The organism is endosymbiont of Riftia pachyptila (vent Ph05) (assembly GCF_000224455.1).
Classification (GTDB): Bacteria; Pseudomonadota; Gammaproteobacteria; order Chromatiales; family Chromatiaceae; genus Endoriftia; species Endoriftia persephonae.
Genome location: NZ_AFOC01000083.1, coordinates 1 through 16082, shown reverse-complemented (window position 1 = coordinate 16082; position 16082 = coordinate 1). Strand labels below are relative to the sequence as shown.

17 protein-coding genes are annotated in these 16082 nt (G+C 58.5%); 11 read left to right on the top strand and 6 right to left on the bottom strand.

From position 1 onward, the window contains the following. The first annotated feature begins 62 nt into the window (after nucleotides 1-62). Together RIFP1SYM_RS16575 and RIFP1SYM_RS16570 are read left to right on the top strand one after the other, a co-directional pair. Nucleotides 63-1337 carry a tandem-95 repeat protein gene (locus tag RIFP1SYM_RS16575; protein WP_338063180.1) on the top strand — a complete coding sequence of 425 codons (1275 nt, stop codon included), beginning with the start codon at nucleotides 63-65 and terminating at the stop codon, nucleotides 1335-1337. Then, a complete protein-coding gene (locus RIFP1SYM_RS16570; protein WP_139042138.1) occupies nucleotides 1294-2241 on the top strand; it encodes a choice-of-anchor U domain-containing protein in 948 nt (315 codons plus the stop codon). Before RIFP1SYM_RS16575 ends, RIFP1SYM_RS16570 begins: the two co-directional genes overlap by 44 nt. A gap of 40 nt (nucleotides 2242-2281) precedes the next feature. Here RIFP1SYM_RS16570 and sdhB read toward each other — a convergent pair whose 3' ends face one another. The 3 genes from sdhB to RIFP1SYM_RS12450 are packed head-to-tail and all read right to left on the bottom strand — an operon-like array spanning nucleotide 2282 to nucleotide 5561. Continuing rightward, nucleotides 2282-3034: a succinate dehydrogenase iron-sulfur subunit gene (gene sdhB, locus RIFP1SYM_RS12460; protein ID WP_005965241.1), complete on the bottom strand. Its 753-nt coding sequence runs from the start codon at nucleotides 3032-3034 to the stop codon at nucleotides 2282-2284. Next, nucleotides 3031-4917, bottom strand: a complete 1887-nt coding sequence (gene sdhA, locus RIFP1SYM_RS12455) for a succinate dehydrogenase (quinone) flavoprotein subunit (protein ID WP_005965239.1) — start codon at nucleotides 4915-4917, stop codon at nucleotides 3031-3033. The genes sdhB and sdhA overlap by 4 nt, the downstream gene beginning before the upstream one ends. Then, the gene (locus RIFP1SYM_RS12450; RefSeq protein WP_005965237.1) at nucleotides 4914-5561 is read right to left on the bottom strand and encodes a succinate dehydrogenase/fumarate reductase transmembrane subunit; all 648 of its coding nucleotides are present in this window, start codon (nucleotides 5559-5561) and stop codon (nucleotides 4914-4916) included. Before RIFP1SYM_RS12450 ends, sdhA begins: the two co-directional genes overlap by 4 nt. A 187-nt stretch (nucleotides 5562-5748) precedes the next feature. Here RIFP1SYM_RS12450 and RIFP1SYM_RS12445 point away from each other — a divergent pair, with 187 nt between their 5' ends. Together RIFP1SYM_RS12445 and RIFP1SYM_RS12440 are read left to right on the top strand one after the other, a co-directional pair. Next, the gene (locus RIFP1SYM_RS12445; RefSeq protein WP_005965234.1) at nucleotides 5749-6849 is read left to right on the top strand and encodes a mechanosensitive ion channel family protein; all 1101 of its coding nucleotides are present in this window, start codon (nucleotides 5749-5751) and stop codon (nucleotides 6847-6849) included. A 31-nt stretch (nucleotides 6850-6880) separates the two neighbouring features. Next, nucleotides 6881-7537, top strand: a complete 657-nt coding sequence (locus RIFP1SYM_RS12440) for a thiopurine S-methyltransferase (protein WP_006474461.1) — start codon at nucleotides 6881-6883, stop codon at nucleotides 7535-7537. A gap of 32 nt (nucleotides 7538-7569) precedes the next feature. Here RIFP1SYM_RS12440 and efpL read toward each other — a convergent pair whose 3' ends face one another. Further along, nucleotides 7570-8136 (bottom strand): elongation factor P-like protein EfpL, encoded by a 567-nt coding sequence (gene efpL, locus RIFP1SYM_RS12435; protein WP_005965230.1) that lies wholly within the window; start codon nucleotides 8134-8136, stop codon nucleotides 7570-7572. 105 nt (nucleotides 8137-8241) lie between these two features. Beyond that, nucleotides 8242-10047: an adenosylcobalamin-dependent ribonucleoside-diphosphate reductase gene (locus tag RIFP1SYM_RS12430; RefSeq protein ID WP_005965229.1), complete on the bottom strand. Its 1806-nt coding sequence runs from the start codon at nucleotides 10045-10047 to the stop codon at nucleotides 8242-8244. A 441-nt stretch (nucleotides 10048-10488) separates the two neighbouring features. Between RIFP1SYM_RS12430 and soxX the strand changes: the two genes are divergently transcribed. From soxX to RIFP1SYM_RS12405, 5 genes are all read left to right on the top strand, one after another. Beyond that, nucleotides 10489-10860, top strand: coding sequence for a sulfur oxidation c-type cytochrome SoxX (gene soxX / locus RIFP1SYM_RS12425; protein ID WP_050798764.1), 372 nt, complete (start codon nucleotides 10489-10491; stop codon nucleotides 10858-10860). A gap of 27 nt (nucleotides 10861-10887) precedes the next feature. Beyond that, a complete protein-coding gene (gene soxA / locus RIFP1SYM_RS12420) occupies nucleotides 10888-11727 on the top strand; it encodes a sulfur oxidation c-type cytochrome SoxA (protein ID WP_006474457.1) in 840 nt (279 codons plus the stop codon). Nucleotides 11728-11742: 15 nt separating this feature from the next. Continuing rightward, nucleotides 11743-12126, top strand: a complete 384-nt coding sequence (locus tag RIFP1SYM_RS16565; RefSeq protein WP_005965223.1) for a hypothetical protein — start codon at nucleotides 11743-11745, stop codon at nucleotides 12124-12126. A gap of 30 nt (nucleotides 12127-12156) precedes the next feature. Continuing rightward, the gene (locus RIFP1SYM_RS18260) at nucleotides 12157-12822 is read left to right on the top strand and encodes a rhodanese-like domain-containing protein (protein ID WP_005965222.1); all 666 of its coding nucleotides are present in this window, start codon (nucleotides 12157-12159) and stop codon (nucleotides 12820-12822) included. A gap of 106 nt (nucleotides 12823-12928) precedes the next feature. Then, the gene (locus RIFP1SYM_RS12405) at nucleotides 12929-13936 is read left to right on the top strand and encodes an MmgE/PrpD family protein (RefSeq protein WP_005965221.1); all 1008 of its coding nucleotides are present in this window, start codon (nucleotides 12929-12931) and stop codon (nucleotides 13934-13936) included. A gap of 58 nt (nucleotides 13937-13994) precedes the next feature. On the opposite strand, the gene greB is transcribed toward RIFP1SYM_RS12405, so the two are convergent. Beyond that, a complete protein-coding gene (greB, locus tag RIFP1SYM_RS12400) occupies nucleotides 13995-14489 on the bottom strand; it encodes a transcription elongation factor GreB (protein ID WP_005965220.1) in 495 nt (164 codons plus the stop codon). Between the two features lie 224 nt (nucleotides 14490-14713). Between greB and RIFP1SYM_RS12395 the strand changes: the two genes are divergently transcribed. After that, on the top strand, nucleotides 14714-15448 hold the full coding sequence (locus tag RIFP1SYM_RS12395) for a hypothetical protein (protein ID WP_039960448.1): 735 nt from the start codon (nucleotides 14714-14716) through the stop codon (nucleotides 15446-15448). Further along, nucleotides 15448-15975: a hypothetical protein gene (locus tag RIFP1SYM_RS12390; RefSeq protein ID WP_005965218.1), complete on the top strand. Its 528-nt coding sequence runs from the start codon at nucleotides 15448-15450 to the stop codon at nucleotides 15973-15975. The genes RIFP1SYM_RS12395 and RIFP1SYM_RS12390 overlap by 1 nt, the downstream gene beginning before the upstream one ends. Nucleotides 15976-16082: the final 107 nt, after the last annotated feature.

Genomic DNA, 16082 nt, shown 5'->3' with positions numbered 1-16082 from the left:
CATGGCAGTGACAGCTTCGCGTTTGTGGTGAGCGATGGCGAGGTGGAGTCTGAGCCTGCGAGATTGCCATCACCATCAGCCCGGTGAACGATGCGCCGCAGATCACTCTGGGTGAACAGACCACCATTGCAACCGCTGAAGATACTCCGCTGAGCTTGGCTTTGAGCGCCAGCGACGTGGATGGTGACGCGCTGAGCTGGTCGATTCAGACCCCGCCGGGGCAGGGAAGCGCTACTATCGATGCGAGTGGCCTGGTGCGCTATACGCCTGATCCGGATGTGAATGGCACGGATGAGCTTCAGGTGCGCGTGATCGACCCCAATGGGGCAGTCGACAGCATCACCTTCCGGATCCTGATCGGTATCGAAAACGATATGCCGAGTGCCACTAGCGCCAGCCTGACTACCGATGAGGACAGACCGCTAGTGGGCACGCTGATTGCCAGTGATCCCGATGGAGATCCACTGCGCTTTATCATCCTGACGCCACCCAGCACGGGCAACCTTGCGCTGGATGAGCAGAGCGGTGCATTCACCTTCACACCGTCGCCTAACCTGCATGCTTCGGACAGCTTTAGCTTCAAGGTGAATGACGGCATGCTGGACTCCAGCCCCGCGACTGTCCGTATCGATATCCGATCGATCAACGACCGCCCGACAGTGAGCGGCGCCAGGTTGAATCTCGTTGAGGATGGTGTGGCCAGTGGCAGACTGCAGGCCAGCGACGCCGATGGAGACAGGCTCCTCTACACTCTTGTCGCTGAGCCTGCCAAAGGGGTGCTGAGCCTCAATGGCGCCACCGGCAAGTTCAGCTATACCCCGGCAGCGCATGCCAATGGTGATGATAGTTTCAGCTTCAAGGTTAATGATGGGCAGCTCGATTCCGAGATCGCCCAGGTTGAGATTCATATCAACTCGGTCAACGATGCCCCGCTTGCCTCAGCCGCATCGCTTGAAATAGATGAAGATGGTGCGATTCAGGGCACCTTGGTAGCCAGCGATGCCGATGGGGATGCGCTCAGCTACAGGCTGATGAGTCACCCCACCAAGGGCAGTCTGCGACTCGATAGCAGCAGCGGTGAGTTCAGCTACACGCCGAAGGCTAATCTGAATGGCCGCGACAGCTTCAGCTTCAAGGTCAGCGATGGCAGGCTGGAGAGTGCTGTGGCTACGGTCAAAATCAGCATCAAGGCCGTGAATGACAGGCCGCTGCTGCAACGAGGCATCAACGGCCTGGTACTGAAACAGGGTGAGAGCCGCCGGATCCGCTTTGTAGTGCGGGATGCTGATCTGGATGATGAACACAGCTTCACCATTCACCGAGAGTCGTCTTGGTAAGGTCGAACTCGATGCCAATCAGATGAGCTTCACTGCCAGTCAGGTCGGCAGCGAGACCCTGCAGGTCAGGGTGAGCGACACTGCTGGCGCTAGCAACACGCTGGATCTAAAGATTACCGTCAATTCGGCAGAGATAGCGGATGCCAACGGTGATGGCCTGAGTGATGAGCAGGCGCAGCAGCAGGGGCTCGATCCTGCCGCTGAGAATGCTGATTCCGACGCGGATGGGGTGCCAGATGCCCAGGAGTTGGGCGATCCTGAACATCCCAGTGACCGAGACGGCGACGGCATCATCGATGCTTTGGAGGTAGGCTTGGAGGCCTCCCAGGATTCGACCAGCCTCGCTTTTCGGATCCCCGCACCGACGGCTGAGAGGCTGGGCCTGCCAGCGTTGCAGGGGCAGGCGATCACAATCGCATCGAGTGACGGGCAGCGCCTGATCGCGCACAGCAGTGGGGAAACTGGCCTGCCGATCCTCAATGAGGAACAGGGCGTCGAAGATAACCGGCATCGCTTCCCGCTGGGCATCTTCGACTTCAGCGTCGAGGCCCCCAATGGCAGCGCCAGGGTGGTGTTCAGCTTTCCTGAAGAGGTCGACCTGCCCGCTGATGCGGTGGTGCGAAAGCTCGACACCAATAATCAGTGGCAGGACTACCCATACGCCACCATCGACCACGCCGCACACACCCTCACCCTCGAGCTAACTGACAACGATGGCTGGGACCGGGATCCAGCCGTAGGTGTGATCCGCGACCCGGTGGGGCTGGCAGTGGCTGAGGAAGGCACCAGTACGCAATCGACTAGCAGTGGTGGCGAGAGCGGTGGTGGTGGCAGCATCGGCCCGCTGTTTGGGTTGCTGCTGCTATTGCTACCGGCAGTGCAACCCCGGCGGCGGAGGGGCTGATTTTTCAGGCTGGCAGCCTAAGGGATCGGGATGGCGCAGCTCAGCCTTTCCCCAACAGGTCGATCAGCAATTGCCTTGAGAGATCCCGTCCCAGCTCGCCGATGGCGGTGGTGATAGGTATCCGCTTGGGGCAAACTGAGAGACAGACCTGGGCGTTGCCACAGTCGCTCAGGCCCCCGTCTCCCATGATTACATGCAGCCGTTCGGTCTTGCTGTAGCGCCCGGTGGGGTGTCGGTTTTTGTGCTGGACTTGAACCAGTGCGGCAGGGCCGAGGAAGGCACTCTGTTCGCCATACTGGGGGCAGGCCTCCAGGCAGCAGCCGCAGCTCATGCAGCGACTGTAGGCGTAGCTGTTGAGCCACTGCTGGGGCGAGATGCGCGGTGCCCGTTCGTGGATGTCGTAGGGGCCATCCAGGGGCACCCAGGCCTTGACCTGTTTGAGGCTGTCGAAGATGCGGCTGCGATCCACCAACAGATCCCGCACCACAGGAAACTTGCTCAATGGCTGTAGCCGGATCGGCTGTTCCAGCTCATCCACCAAGGCGGAACAGGCCTGGCGCGGCGTGCCGTTGATCAGCATGCTGCAGGCACCGCACACCTCCTCCATGCAGTTGTGCTCCCAGACTACCGGCTCCACCAGTTGGCCATCGGTGGTGACCGGGTTTTCGCGGATCACCATCAGCACTGAGACCAGGTTGTGCCCCGGCCGCCAGGGGATCTCAAATCCCTGCCAGTAGGGCGCCGACTGTGGGTTGTCGCGACGTTCGATCTGCAACCGAATGGGGGCTTTCATCGATAGTCCCTCGGCTCTTCTGGGGCGATGATGCTGAGATCCACCGCCTCATAGCTGATGCGCGGCCCCGCACTGTTGTGCTCGGCAATGGTGGTCTTGAGCCAGTTGTCGTTGTTCTCTTTCCAGGCCTTGCGATAGGCTTCAAACTCCGGGTCGCCGGGGAACTTGCCCTGCGGAATCTCAAGGTTGAAGGCCGGCTTGTAGTGGGAGCCGCGGGACTCGTCACGAGCCCGGGCGCCGGCAGTGATGACCCGCCCGAGTACGATCATGTCGTGCACCTGGCGAGCGTAGACCAGGCTCTGGTTGGCCCAGCCGCTGCGCTCACCGAGACAGAGCTTCCAGAAACGCGCCTCAAGTTTCTGTAGCGCCTCGGCTGCCTGGTCGAGGCCGGGATTGTCGCGCACCACGTTGACATGGGTGGCCATGATCATGCCTAGCTCCCGGTGTAGGGCGTAGGGGTTTTCTGGGCCGTTGGCCCGCATCAGTCGCTGGTTGATCTCAGTCTGCCGCTGTTGCTCTGCGCTGTAGTGGGCCTCATCGACGGTATCGCATCCCGATTCAATTCCCTGCAGATAGCTGGCTACCGCCTCACCAGCCACCTGGCCACTGTAGGAGGCGGAGAGCAGCGAGTTGGCGCCGAGTCGGTTGGCACCATGGTAGCCGTAGTCGCACTCGCCACAGGCGTAGAGGCCGGGGATGTTGGTGGCGTGGTTGCGCGGGCTGTCCCAGCGTATGCCGCCGCTGGTTGCATCTGTTTCGAAATCGATCCAGAGACCGCCCATCGAGTAGTGAATACCGGGGAAGATCTTCATCGGCTCTTTGACCGGATCGACTCCCTGGAACTTGCGGTAGATGTCGAGAATTGCGCCGAGCCGGGTCTCGATGAAGTCGGGGTCAAGATGGGTCAGGTCGAGATAGACTGCGTCCTCACCGCCGATGCCGTAGCCTAGTTCTCGCACCAGCTTCCAGATCGCCCGGGAGGCCACATCCCGCGGCACGGTGTTGCCGTAGCTTGGGTACCACTCCTCCAGAAAATACCAGCGGGCTGACTCGGGGATGTCGTTTGGCATGCGCTTATCGTGCAGATCTTTGGGTACCCAAATCCGTCCTCCTTCGCCGCGGGCCGCCTCACTCATCAGACGGGTCTTGTCCTCGCCCAGCATGGTAGTGGGGTGGAACTGGATGAACTCGCCGTTGGCGAAGTGCGCCCCCTGCTGATAGACACGGCTCGCTGCCGCCCCGGTGGAGTTGGTGGAGTTGGTGGAGCGGCCATAGATCAGCCCCAGCCCGCCGGTGGCAAGGATCACCGCATCGGCACGGAAGCTGACCACATCCAGGCTGCGTAGGTCCATGGCGACGATGCCGCGGCAGTTGTCATCAGGGTCTTTCACCAGGGAGAGGAACTCCCACCACTCATGCTTGCGGATGCGGCCGGCTACTTCCTGAGCGCGTACCTGCTCGTCGACCCCGTAGAGTAGCTGCTGGCCGGTGCTGGCGCCGGCGAAGCAGGTGCGGCGTTTCTTCACTCCGCCAAACAGGCGCAGATCCATCAGCCCCTCCGGGGTACGGGAGAAGGTCACCCCCATGCGCTCGAAGGTGCGGATCAGGCCGGGGGCCGCCTCGCAGAGGCTCTTGATAGGCGGCTGATTGGCCAGATAGGCACCGCCCTTGATGGTGTCGAGGATGTGCTGCTCGATTGAATCATGTTCGCCCTTGCTGTCGAGCACCGCGTTGATCCCCCCCTGGGCACAGGCGGAGTGGGAGCGCTTTACCTCGAACAGGGAGAAGAGATCGACCTGCACGCCGTGCTCCGCCAAGGTCAGGGCCGCCCAGAGTCCACCCAGGCCACCGCCCACGACGATCACCCTGCGCTGCGCTCTCATAGGCTAACCGCCGGATGGATAAACCCCCAGATGCCGTGCAGGCCGATAGCGGCAAGCAGCAGGCCAACTCCCATGAAGAGGATAAAGGCGCGCCGTTGGGCCGCTGGTGAGGTGGTGATACCCCAGGTAATGCAGAACCCCCAGAGGCCGTTGGCCAGATGAAACACCGAAAGCAGCAGGCCGATAATATAGAGCCATAAAATCCAAGGCTGTAGCAGCAGCGTCTGCAGATGCCCGAACAGATCGGCGCTCAGGCTCGGGTTCGCAAGGGTCTGAAAGCGGGTGCCGCCCAGATGCAGCAGCAGAAACAGCAGGATGCCGATGCCGGAGATGCGCTGCAGCAGATAGAGCCGGTTGTGCAGCAGCGGATAACGCTGTGGCTGGGGTCGCATCTCGCTGGTGATCAACAGGCCGTAGAGAGAGTGAAACAGCAGGGGCAGGGTGATCAGTCCGATCTCGATAAACGGCAGGTAGTTCATCCCCTGCAGGAACCCCACTACTTTCTCGTTGTAGTGTTCCGCGCCGAAGCGCGACTGGGAGTTCTCCCACAGATGGAACATCAGGAAAAAACCGAGCGGCGCCACGCCAAACAGCGAGTGCAGACGGCGCAGTAGAAAGTGACGGTTGTTGATCGAGTGGCTCAACTTCCGGTTCTCAAGAAGGTTCCCAGTCCGATATGCTGGATGCTACTGGCAAGCAGCAGTCATTGCATGGATCGATATCAACTCAATGAACATTTTTCGCTGGATCCTATGTGAACGAAACGGTTGACTGGGATGATTCGATCATAACAATCTCAGGCATCGTTGAAACCGCTACCGAGGTAAACTGATGGAATCGTTGACGGAAATCGCCGCTTGGAGCAGCCAGAAGGGCTGGGTGGTCCAGGTCTTTCTGGTGATCTTCGCTGCCTTGGTGCTAGACCTGGTTCAACGCCGTCTGTTGAACCGCATGGCCAGAACCCTGGAGCGGACCCGTAACCCCTGGGATGACGCCCTGCTGCATGCCATGCGCAAGCCGCTGGGAATGTTGATCTGGACCCTCGGCATCACCTTCGCCGCCTATGTGGTGCGGGAGGAGACCGGTGCCGCTCTGTTCGAGCTTGCCGAGCCCCTGCGCAACATCGGTGTAATCTTCTGCCTAGCCTGGTTTTTGGTGAACTTTCTGCAGCAGGTGGAGCTGCGCTATGTAGAGCACCGCGAAGCTGAGGGCAGGGAGGTGGACCACACGGTGATAGAGGCGGTTGTGCGCCTGCTGCGCGCTTCGGTATGGATCACCGCCGCACTGGTCATGCTGCAGACTCTCGGTTTCTCCGTCTCCGGGGTGCTCGCCTTCGGCGGCATCGGCGGCATCGCGGTGGGTTTCGCCGCCAAGGATCTGCTCGCCAATTTCTTCGGCGGTATGATGATCTATCTGGATCGCCCCTTCAGCCGCGGTGACTGGATCCGCTCCCCCGATCGGAAAATCGAGGGCACAGTGGAGAAGATCGGTTGGCGTCTGACCCAGATCCGCACCTTCGACAAGCGCCCGCTCTACGTGCCCAACTCAGTGTTCGCCTCGATCGCAGTGGAAAACCCCTCCCGCATGAGCTACCGGCGGATCTATGAGACTGTCGGTATCCGCTACGCCGATGCGGGCAAGATGCGAGTGATTATCCAGGAGATAAAGGCGATGCTGCGCGCCCATCCGGAGATCGCCAGCGACCAGACCCTGATCGTCAACTTCAACGAATTTGCCCCCTCATCCCTCGACTTTTTTATCTACACCTTTACCAAAACCACCGATTGGGTCCATTTCCATGAGGTAAAAGAGGATGTGCTGCTCAAGGTACTGGATATCATCGAATCCCAGGGGGCGGAAGCGGCCTTTCCCACTTCGACGCTGCATATTCCTGACGGGGTGGTCCTGCAACAGGGGACTCGCGAGGGCTGACCCACTCACACCACATATTTTGGAGGCATCAATGGATGCAGCATTCTGGCTCGCCCGCTGGGAGCAGCAGCAGATCGGTTTTCACCAGACCGAGATCAACAGCCATTTGCAGGCGTTCTGGCCGCAGCTTGGACTAGAGCAGGGGGCGCAGGTGTTTGTGCCGCTCTGCGGCAAGAGTCGTGATCTGCTCTGGTTGCGGGCCCAGGGACATTCGGTATTGGGGGTAGAGATCAGCCATCTCGCCGTCGCGGCATTTTTTGAGGAGAACGGGCTGACCCCGGAAGTCTCGCAACAGGCTCCCTTTGAACGATGGGAGTGCGATGGCATCACCATCCTCTGCGGTGACTTTTTTGCGCTGTCGGCGGCGATGCTGGAGGGGTGTGTGGCGGTCTTCGACCGGGCCTCGCTAGTCGCGTTGCCGGCGGAGATGCGGTCGGTCTATGCTGCCCATCTCAACGCGTTGATGCCTCAAGGCATGGAGACCCTGTTGGTGGCTCTGGAGTATGACCAGTCCCTCATGGACGGGCCGCCGTTCGCGGTGCATCCAGAGGAGGTGGAAGCACTCTACGGGGAGCGGTTTGCTGTTGAAACTCTATATATGATCGACACTATCGATGAGAGTCCGAGGTTCCGCCAGAAGGGGCTGCAACATCTGTTGGAACGGGTCTATCGGCTCTCGCCGCGTTGAAGTCATTCCGCGGCGGATCGTGTTACTTCCAATCAAGCCCGGGAGATGAATTTTCCGGCGGTGGTGTTGACCTTGATCCGCTCGCCTGGCTCTAGGTACTCGGGCACCTGGACCTCCAGCCCGGTGGAGAGGGTCGCCGGTTTGGTACGGCCGGTGGCGGTGGCGCCCTTGATGCCGGGAGCGGTGTCGACGATCTCCAGGGTCACCGACTGGGGCAGCTCGATACCAAGCAGCTTGCCATCCACCAGCAGCGCGGTGATATCCTCCAGACCCTCGTAGAGATAGCCAGCCTGTCCCTCCAGCTCTTCGGGATTGAGACCGTGCTGACTGTAGTCCTCCAGATCCATGAAGATGAAGGTCTCACCATCCTTGTAGGAGAACTGCACCGGTTTGCGGATGCAGTCCGCCTCCTTGAAGAAATTGTCCCCTCTCAATGACTCATCCAGCTTCTGTCCGGTCTGCAGGTTGGTGAAGCGGATCTTATAGAGGGTTGAGGCACCACGGGAAGAAGGGCTCTTCGCCTCCACCTGACGCACCGCATGGGGTGCACCGTTGATCTCTACAATGGCACCTTTTTTTAATTCGCTTGCCTTGGGCACGGGCCTCTCCTGTTAGCCAGTTTGGGCGGCGATTATAACAGCGATCGGCCACCACGCAGCCGTATCCTGTTGGAAAGACCAGAGGTGGGATGGGGGAGAGAGAGACTAGCTGGCAGCTGTGCCGCCTTCATTGCAGCAGCGGGGCAGGGTAGTGTGTTGTGGCTTCAGGATCTGCCCTCGTAGGCGGTTTGGACGATAACAGGTGCAGCCCTTTAGCCCCAATCGCCATGCCTCTTCATAGATCGAGGCAAAATCATCGAAATTGAGCCTCTCCGGCAGATTGATCGTTTTTGAAATCGCTTGATCCACATAGGGCTGCAGGGCAGCCTGCATCGCCAGCTGTGCGTTAGGGGTGATCTCATCGGCAGTGGCAAACTGACATGGCAAGGGCTGGCCACCTTGCTGCTTTTGCCATTGCTGAGCCGCATAATCCTGCAATTCGTGCCACGCTTGCCGGCCATCCGCACCGCGGATCAAACGCCTTTGGGTCAGCGCAAAAATCGGTTCGATGCCGCTGGATGTGTTACCCGCTAGCAGACTAATACTGCCGGCTGGGGCGATGGCCGTAAGGTGGCTGTTGCGGATCCCCTGGCGGGCGATGGCGTCGCGGATCTCTGCCGGCAGGCGGCGGATAAAGGGGGAGGCGAGATAGGCGTCGCGCTCGAACAGAGGGAATGCACCCCGCTCTGCCGCCAGTTCGGTCGAGGCAAGATAGGCGCTGTGACAGATGGTCTGCATAACGCGGCTGGCCATCGCCCGGGCCGCCTCGCTGCGATAGTCGAGCCCGAGCATGATCAGGGCATTAGCCAGGCCGGTGATGCCAAGGCCGATGCGGCGGCTGGCGCGGGCCTGCTGACGTTGTTGCGGCAGGGGGTAGGCTGACAGATCGATCACGTTGTCGAGTAGCCGGACAGCAGTGGTGCTCAGGCGCTGAATCCCCTCAAAATCAAACGCTGCCTCGGAGCTGAAGGGATGCAAGACACAGCGGCTGAGGTTGATCGATCCCAGGTTGCAGGCCCCGTAATGGGGCAGGGGGATCTCACCGCAGGGGTTGCAAACGACAATCTGCTGGCACCAGGCTAGATTGTCCTCTTGCTGCATCCGGTCGATGAAGAGCACGCCGGGCTCGGCGTTTTCATAGCTGGCGTGCAGCAGTTGCTGCCAGAGTTGTCGTGCCGGCAGTCGCTCTATCACGACGCAACGCTGGGGGCGTTCGCTGCCGGGCCAGTTGCACTCCAGCCTCTCCTGGTGCGACTCGGCAACGGTTTCACTCAGCCCCTGTAGCGGAAACAGCAGCGGCCAGCTCCGATCCTGTTCGACCGCCTGCATAAAGGCATCGGAGATCAGCACTGATAGGTTGAAATGGGGTAGCGCCCCAGGCTGGCACTTGGCCTCGATAAAGGTGCGGATGTCAGGATGGTCGCAGCGCAGGGCTCCCATCATCGCGCCGCGGCGAAGGGCGTTGGCGCTGATGGCCTGGCTCATGCTATCCCATAGCTGCAGTAGCGCAACCGGACCCGCCGTGAATTGGGTGGAGCGCCTGGGCCGAAGGCCCGCCGGTGGCAGGGTCGAAAAATCGAGGCCGATGCCACCTTCCTGCTGCAGGGTCAGGGCGCTCTCTTTAAGCGCATTGAAGAGCGGATCGAGGTCGCCATCCAGCTCTCCCATGACAAAGCAATTGAACAAATTGCTGGGTGTGACGCTGCCAGCACCTGCCAGGATTCGACCGCCGGGCAGGAAACGATAGCCATTGAGTATCTGAAAGAAGCGCTGTTGCCAGAGCGATTTTTTGTCGGCCTCTACCGTGGCGAGGGCGTGAGCCAGCCGGCGCCAACTTTGCTCAATGGTCTGCTCCCCCGATTGGCGATAGCGGGTCTGCCAGATGATCTGTGAAACCGGTATCGGCTCCATCGGTACTCTCCTGAACTAGGTGGTAGCCTCATAGACAAGTGTGAACCATTTTTTCCGATCGCTGCCGGTTGTAGCGAAGTGCCATTGATCCACCACTGAAACCTAGCGATTGGTGTGGAGTGTTGGCGCAGAAAACACACCTCTCTCCTGCCCGTATGAGACCGTTTCTTGTTTAGAATCTGGTAATAGACTTCTTGATAACTTGCTGTTCCGTAAGGAATTACGGAGGTTTTTCATGTTGCTATTGTGGTAAACCCTAGTACCGATTCACATATCTTCCACTGTTTTCTTTTGAGTGAAGGGAAGAGAATTTAGCGCAGCCATAAAAAGTGCCCATCTAGAGGCAGAGGTTGGCGTTTCATTTTGATGGTGCGAGCAGAAAAAACATCCCGCATCAGATTGGTGAGACGCATTGGATTCCACCTTTCCCTGGAGGAAATAATGTTAGATAGAAGCAGAAAAGTGGTTGGTATTGCCAGTATCGCTGCTGTGTTGGCAGCATCCCTGGTTACGGCTCCAGCCATGGCTGCAGGCGCAGCCAGCGCAATGGAAGAGGGCAAAAAACTTGCCTTCAACCGCAAGAAAGGCAACTGCCTTGCCTGTCACCTGATCGAAGGCGGTAAGGCTGCCGGCAATATCGGTCCGCCGCTACTGGCGATGAAGGCCCGTTACCCCAACAAGAAGGATCTGCATGACCAGATCTGGGATGCGACGGTTAAGAACCCAGAGTCACCGATGCCTGCTTTCGGCAAATATGAGGCCCTGTCGGCTGCAGAGATCGACAAGATCGTCGATTTTATCTGGTCTTTGTAAGCGGCCCAGTTCGGAGGAATAGTGATTATGATCAAACTGTTAAAAACGATGGCCGCGCTGACGATTACAGGTAGTGTCGCATTCTCTGTGCAGGCGGCCAGCCCCGAAGAAGATCTGAAGGCGTTTCAGAACCACTTCAAATGGCGTTTCCCCGGCGTGCCGACTGAAGAGTATGTCAATGGTGTCTATGCCATCGACAAGATAGGCCGCGAGAGTTGGGAGGCGATCGAGGAGTTTCCCCCATATGAACCCTTCATCGATGCTGGTGAAGAGATGTGGAATACCCCTTTTGCCAATGGAAAAGGCTACAAGGACTGCTTTCCCAAAGGTCCTGGCATCAAGGGCGACTATCCGCACTGGGATAAAAAGAAGGGTATGGTGATGACCTTGGCTCTGGCGCTTAATGAGTGCCGCAAGGCGAACGGCGAGAAGCCGCTGAAGTATAAGAAGGGTCCGATCAACGATATCCTTTCTTATATAGCCTACGAGTCTCGCGGGCAGGTCACCAATGTAGTGATCCCCAAGGATGATCCTAAGGCGCTTGAGGCCTATGAGAAGGGCAAGAAGTTCTACTACACTCGCCGAGGTCAATTGAACTTCTCTTGCGCTCACTGCCACCTCCAAAATGCCGGCATGAACATCCGCTCCGATGTGCTGAGCCCTGCATTGGGTCACACCACTCACTTTCCGGTCTATCGTTCCAAGTGGGGCACCGTCGGTACTTTGCACCGTCGTTTCACCGGTTGTAACAAGCAGGTGCGTGCCAAGCCCTTCAAGGCGCAGGGTGAGCAGTATCGCAACCTGGAGTACTTCCTCACCTACATGAGCAACGGTCTGCCACTAAATGGCCCCGGCGCACGTAAGTGATTAGAGGTTTGATAGATGCGAAAGCAAGCAACAGAAAAAAATCGGAGTGGGATGATGCAGAAGCAAATCTTCGCTAGAGTAATCTTCGCCTCGGCACTGCTCGCGCTGGTGGGGTGTGCGACAGCCAGTGCCCCGAAAGGTGACATGGCGGCTGGTACGGCTGCCGAGGCCAAGGCGGCAATCGCAGCCGCTGACAAGGCACGCAAGAAAGCGGCCGGCGTTGAGGGCGAGTGGCGCGACATCGGCAAAATGTTGAAGAAGGCCAAGAAGGCGGTCGAAAAGGGTGACTATGCTAAGGCAATGAAACTCGCTAAGAAGGCCAAACGCCAAGGTGAACTGGGTTATCAGCAGGCAGTTTCCCAAAAGGAACTGAAAATGCCGTCTTACCTGAAGTATTGATAACAGGCTTCCTGCAGGAGGAAATGCATAATGAAACATGCCAAGTCATTCGTGACACTCGCCCTGGGGCTTACTCTCTCGGGCCTCGCCCTGGCTGATTCGGGCACCCACATCAGTGCTGGCCTGGAGTCTGTGGAGGTTCAGCACAAAACTAAGCTAGTCAAGATCGAGCGAACCGGCGATAAAAATTCGGTCATTCCAGCTACCTACGCTAAGAATGGCCGTCATTGCCCACCATTCTGTGTGCAGCCAATAACGGTCGCCCAGGGGGTGGAGACTATAGGAGAGCTGGAGCTGCTCGGCTATCTTAAGCGGATCGGTAGCGGTGATAGGACCGTGTTGGTAGTCGATTCTCGCAGCCCGGAGTGGCTTGCCCGCGGCACCATCCCCGGTTCGGTGAATATCCCCTGGAACCTGATCAGTGTTGACATGGCCGGCACCTTCGCGGTCGATGCTGAGGCAGAAACGCTCGCTACAATTCTGAAGGATCAGTTTGGTGCCCATCTGAGCAATGGCCAATGGGACTTCCGCAATGCCAAGACTCTGGTGCTCTTCTGCAATGGTCTCTGGTGTCCGCAGTCTGGCAACAACATCAAGACCCTGATTCGCCTCGGTTACCCGGCCTACAAACTGAAATGGTACCGTGGTGGCATGCAGGATTGGGTCAGTGCCGGTTTGACTACTGCCAATCACTGATAGGGATCCGGCTGGAAAAAGCGACCCGACCGGCTCTGTCGGTCGGGTTTTTTTCTGTCCGGCGTATGCGCATGCGAGTTTGCCGCTGAACACAGGGAGTGCATGAATGCCATCATCTTCAGCCCAAAGCCTGCAGGCAGATCAGCTGCTGGTCGATATCGCTGATTATGTCTGCCACTATCAAATCACCTCCGCCCGTGCCCTGGATAACGCCCGTATCTGCCTGATGGCGGGGCTGGCGGCGGCGTTGAATGCACCGCGAGACCCTGAGGCAGCAAAACTGCTGGGGCCGGTGGTGCCGGGCACCTTGGTGCCCCATGCTGCCCGAGTGCCCGGCACCCGCTTTGAACTCGACCCGGTAAAAGCGGCCTGGGATATTGCTCTTCTGGTGGATTGGGCGGGTGACGAACAGATCTGCGCTGGCGGCGGTAGTCTTGCCTGTCTTGGGCCGATTCTCAGTCTTGGCGACTATCAGAGTCGCAACGCCGTGGCTGTGGCCAAGGCACCGAAAATAATTGAAGACCTGCTTCATCGCCAAGTCAAGGCGATGGAGATCCAAGGTGTGCTCGCGCAGGACAACCCCATCAGTGAGCAGGGGCTAGATCCGGTCTGCCTGCTGAAGCTGGCCACAGCTGCGGTCAGCGCGACCATGCTTGGTCTCGATCATCGCCAGGTGGTCGATGCCTTATCCCTGGCCTGGGCTGACGGGGCCTCGTTGCAGGTCGATCGGCACAGCACTAGCAACAGCACTCGGCAAGGGTGGGCCGCAGCTGATGCAGTCAGTCGCGGCCTGCAGTTGGCGATGCTGGTAGAGCGGGGGGAACAGGGCATTCCGCAGGTGCTGAGTTGTCCTAAATGGGGTTTTCAGGATGCACTTTTGGGCGGCGCTCCGATCAAGCGCCAACAGGCCTACGCCAGTCAGGTGATGGATGAACTGCTCTCCTCCGGTGAACAGCGGCAGAGGCTGGTTGCAGAGATTGAAAACCAATTCTGGAAGGCACTGAAGCTGCGTTTTGCCGAACGCCGGGCGTGTGGAATCTACAATCTCTGCCTCAATATTGGGGATCTGGAGACAACATCGGTCGATCAGTTTATTGAGATGCTGGTGATCTAAGGAGCCTCTGAACAAGTCATAAACTCGTATCTTGCGTCCAGACTTGTTCAGAGGCTCCCTAACTGTATTCGATAGCGATGATGCAGTAAGCGGTTATCCCGCCGGGCACTGCGATCTCCACCTCATCATCCAGCGAACGTTTCATCAGCCCCCGCGCCAGTGGTGAATCCATGCTGATATAGTCGGCCTGATGGTCGATCTCATCAGGGCCAACAATCCGGTAGCGATGCGTCACGCCCTGCTCATCTTCAAGGGTCACCCAAGCGGCAAAGAAGACTTGCTGGCGGTTGCTGGGGGGCTGTTCGACCACCTTTAGCTCGGGGATACGCTTCTGTAGATAGCGGATGCGCCGGTCGATCTCCCGCAACTCCTTCTTGCGATAGATATACTCTGCGTTTTCCGAACGGTCCCCCTCCGCTGCCGCTGCAGAGAGCGCCTTCACTACCTCCCGCCGACGTTTCCAGAGCCCCTGCTCCTCGGCAAGCAGGCGCTGATGGCCATCAGAGGTGATATAGGGGGATTTGGGCGGGGCAGGGGGGCGGTATCTTCCCATCGATCTCAGTTTCTGGTTGATCTCCAGAGGGCATTTTAAGGGATTCGCGGTGGTTTTTGAGTAATCATCCTCATCTGTGGTGACGCCGTACCGAAGAGTGCGGATTTGTCACCAATCATTAACCACCCTATGGGATAAACTGCCAGATGATTTCGTCGTGAACCTCAGGCAAGAATCTCAGGATGAATAGAATAAGGATGCGGATTAGAGCTTTAGCAATATCGATGATCGTGCTGATGACTGCCGGGTGCGGCGGCAGCAGCGGCGAGGCGGTGGTCACCAACAGTGGCGACCTGTCGGACATCATCCCCTACCAGACAGCAGGCCGCTACAGCTCGGTACTGAAGGGGTGTGTGGATATCGACACGATCCTTTCATCCTGCCTGCTCAGCGAGCTGCCGCTGATCGGTCAGCAGAGCGACAACCCCGATATTGCCACCATCATGGAGCGGGTTCTCGTTTCGCACCAGTGGATGGGGCAGCGTTTCGAGGCGGCGCTAGCGCTGCTCCCGGTGGAGACACTGAAGCTGTTTCGTTCAGTCACTGCCATCGTCATCGACAGCGACATCCGCCCCTCCCACTACCGCACCAGTACCGCGGCGATCTATCTCGATCCGGCCTATCTGTGGCTGACCAATGCGGAGAAGGCCGACATCTCCAAACAGGAGGACTATCGCACCGATTTTGGCGCCGATCTGAGTTTCGACTACCTCTGGCGTTATGTCAGCGGCAGTAGCTATGCCTACGAGAGCTATGACCTGAATGGCACAGAAGAGCGCACCCTGGACGACATCAGACTGCCACTATCGCGTCTGCTCTACCATGAACTGGCCCACGCCGCCGACTTCGCCCCGCCGGACCGGATCGCCAGCCTCAATCCCAGCATCTCGGTCTATGAGGCGATCCGCAGTGTTGAGAACGACTGGCTCTCCATCGTCTCTATCGCCAACAGCCGTTAGTGTCACAGGAGCTGGATAGTATCGCCAGCGTACTCTATGACGGACAGACCGCCGACCAGACACAACAGCAGATGGAGGCCGACTACGCCGGCGCCTTACTACAGAATGATGGCGCCAACCACCTCTATAGCTACTACACCCAATATGAGGATCTAGCGATGCTGTTTGAGGCCGCTCTCATGAAACACTACGACGACATCGATATGGATATCGCTTTCGCTGGCAAACCGGCGGCAGAAGAGCCTGTTTGTGAGGACTATCTGGTCGGCTGGGGCGAGCGCAACCGGATTGCTGCTGAATCAGTTAAGGGTCGGGCCGAGTTCGCCGCCGAATCAATCCTGCCCGGCGCCACCGATTGGTCAGTCTTCTTTGCAACAATCGTGGGTATGCCTCAGTCGATGGTGGTAGGAGAGGACTGGTGCGCCAATCTGACATTGGGAACGGGTGCCAGATCAATCCGCGATGATGCGGCCCTCCAGAATTTGGCAAAACGCCCAATCAATCCCCAGGACCGCATGATTCCTTAATAATCATCCAAAATTTTATCCGCAAATGACGCAAAACATGCGAGGAGTGGGTCACTCTGGCGAGGCTAGTTCGTTGCTATTGGCGTTTTTGGCGGGACTAACTTCCC

What these genes read in the sequence shown, in the direction of transcription:
- RIFP1SYM_RS18260 (WP_005965222.1), top strand. Translation starts at nt 12,157, where the DNA reads ATGAAACATGCCAAGTCATTCGTGACACTCGCCCTGGGGCTTACTCTC.
- soxA (WP_006474457.1), top strand. Translation starts at nt 10,888, where the DNA reads ATGATCAAACTGTTAAAAACGATGGCCGCGCTGACGATTACAGGTAGT.
- RIFP1SYM_RS16570 (WP_139042138.1), top strand. Translation starts at nt 1,294, where the DNA reads ATGATGAACACAGCTTCACCATTCACCGAGAGTCGTCTTGGTAAGGTC.
- greB (WP_005965220.1), bottom strand. Translation starts at nt 14,489, where the DNA reads ATGGGAAGATACCGCCCCCCTGCCCCGCCCAAATCCCCCTATATCACC.
- RIFP1SYM_RS12430 (WP_005965229.1), bottom strand. Translation starts at nt 10,047, where the DNA reads ATGGAGCCGATACCGGTTTCACAGATCATCTGGCAGACCCGCTATCGC.
- RIFP1SYM_RS12445 (WP_005965234.1), top strand. Translation starts at nt 5,749, where the DNA reads ATGGAATCGTTGACGGAAATCGCCGCTTGGAGCAGCCAGAAGGGCTGG.
- soxX (WP_050798764.1), top strand. Translation starts at nt 10,489, where the DNA reads ATGTTAGATAGAAGCAGAAAAGTGGTTGGTATTGCCAGTATCGCTGCT.
- RIFP1SYM_RS16565 (WP_005965223.1), top strand. Translation starts at nt 11,743, where the DNA reads ATGCGAAAGCAAGCAACAGAAAAAAATCGGAGTGGGATGATGCAGAAG.
- RIFP1SYM_RS12395 (WP_039960448.1), top strand. Translation starts at nt 14,714, where the DNA reads ATGATCGTGCTGATGACTGCCGGGTGCGGCGGCAGCAGCGGCGAGGCG.
- RIFP1SYM_RS12405 (WP_005965221.1), top strand. Translation starts at nt 12,929, where the DNA reads ATGCCATCATCTTCAGCCCAAAGCCTGCAGGCAGATCAGCTGCTGGTC.
- RIFP1SYM_RS12440 (WP_006474461.1), top strand. Translation starts at nt 6,881, where the DNA reads ATGGATGCAGCATTCTGGCTCGCCCGCTGGGAGCAGCAGCAGATCGGT.
- sdhA (WP_005965239.1), bottom strand. Translation starts at nt 4,917, where the DNA reads ATGAGAGCGCAGCGCAGGGTGATCGTCGTGGGCGGTGGCCTGGGTGGA.
- sdhB (WP_005965241.1), bottom strand. Translation starts at nt 3,034, where the DNA reads ATGAAAGCCCCCATTCGGTTGCAGATCGAACGTCGCGACAACCCACAG.